This window comes from Methylophaga sp. UBA5088 (genome assembly GCF_002414625.1).
In the GTDB taxonomy this organism is placed as follows: domain Bacteria; phylum Pseudomonadota; class Gammaproteobacteria; order Nitrosococcales; family Methylophagaceae; genus Methylophaga; species Methylophaga marina.
Genome location: NZ_DIAC01000122.1, coordinates 8,363 through 9,367, shown reverse-complemented (window position 1 = coordinate 9,367; position 1,005 = coordinate 8,363). Strand labels below are relative to the sequence as shown.

Genomic DNA, 1,005 nt, shown 5'->3' with positions numbered 1-1,005 from the left:
TCAGACATTTCCTGACGGTGCGTGTTAATAACCGCATTCATCTTTTCAAGGATATGCATACGACCATCACGCGCTTGAGCTAACGCAGTACGCATGATTTCTTCGTTGATGCCTTCGATTTTGATGTCCATCTGCAATGCAGTGACACCTTTATCAGTACCAGCTACTTTAAAGTCCATATCACCTAAATGATCTTCATCACCTAAGATATCCGTCAATACGGCATAACCATTTTCTTCTTTGATTAAGCCCATCGCGATACCGGCAACAGGTGCTTTAATCGGCACACCCGCATCCATTAACGCCAAGCTGGTACCACAGACTGAAGCCATTGAACTTGAACCGTTTGATTCGGTGATTTCAGAGACAACACGCACTACATACGGAAATTCTTCCGCTGAAGGCATAACAGCCTGAATACCACGTTTGGCTAATTTACCGTGACCGATTTCACGACGTTTTGGTGAACCAACAAAACCTGTTTCACCAACACAGAATGGAGGGAAATTATAGTGAAGCATAAAGCGATCACGATATTCACCTTCCACAGCATCAATCATTTGCGCATCACGCTCGGCGCCCAATGTGGCCACAACGATAGCTTGAGTTTCACCGCGAGTGAATAATGCTGAGCCATGGACACGTGGCAAGACACCTGTTTCAACGAAGATTGGGCGAACACTTGATGTGTCACGGCCATCGATGCGTGGATCACCAGCAATGATCTTACCGCGCACTAATTCTTTTTCTAACTTGGCAAAAACGCCTTTCACATCATCTTCAGAATATTCTGAATCTTCTGTAGCAATAGCTTCGACGGCTGCTGAACGAACATTACCTAACTGTTCTAAACGCGCTAGCTTGTCGCTGATAGCATAAGCTTCTTGAATACCAGCATAGGCAGTATCTTTCACTTGATTATATAAAGTGACGTCTTTTTCAGGTGCAGTCCATTCCCAGGCAGGTTTGCCGACTTCAGCTTGTAACTCTTTGACCAAGTTAATA

At 44.7% G+C, this 1,005-nt stretch carries 1 protein-coding gene; it reads right to left on the bottom strand.

The genetic code is table 11. The annotated features are described in order from the left end of the window. The coding region (pnp, locus tag B4K20_RS15040) for a polyribonucleotide nucleotidyltransferase (RefSeq protein WP_289283535.1) at window positions 1-1,005 on the bottom strand (1,005 nt) is incomplete at both ends.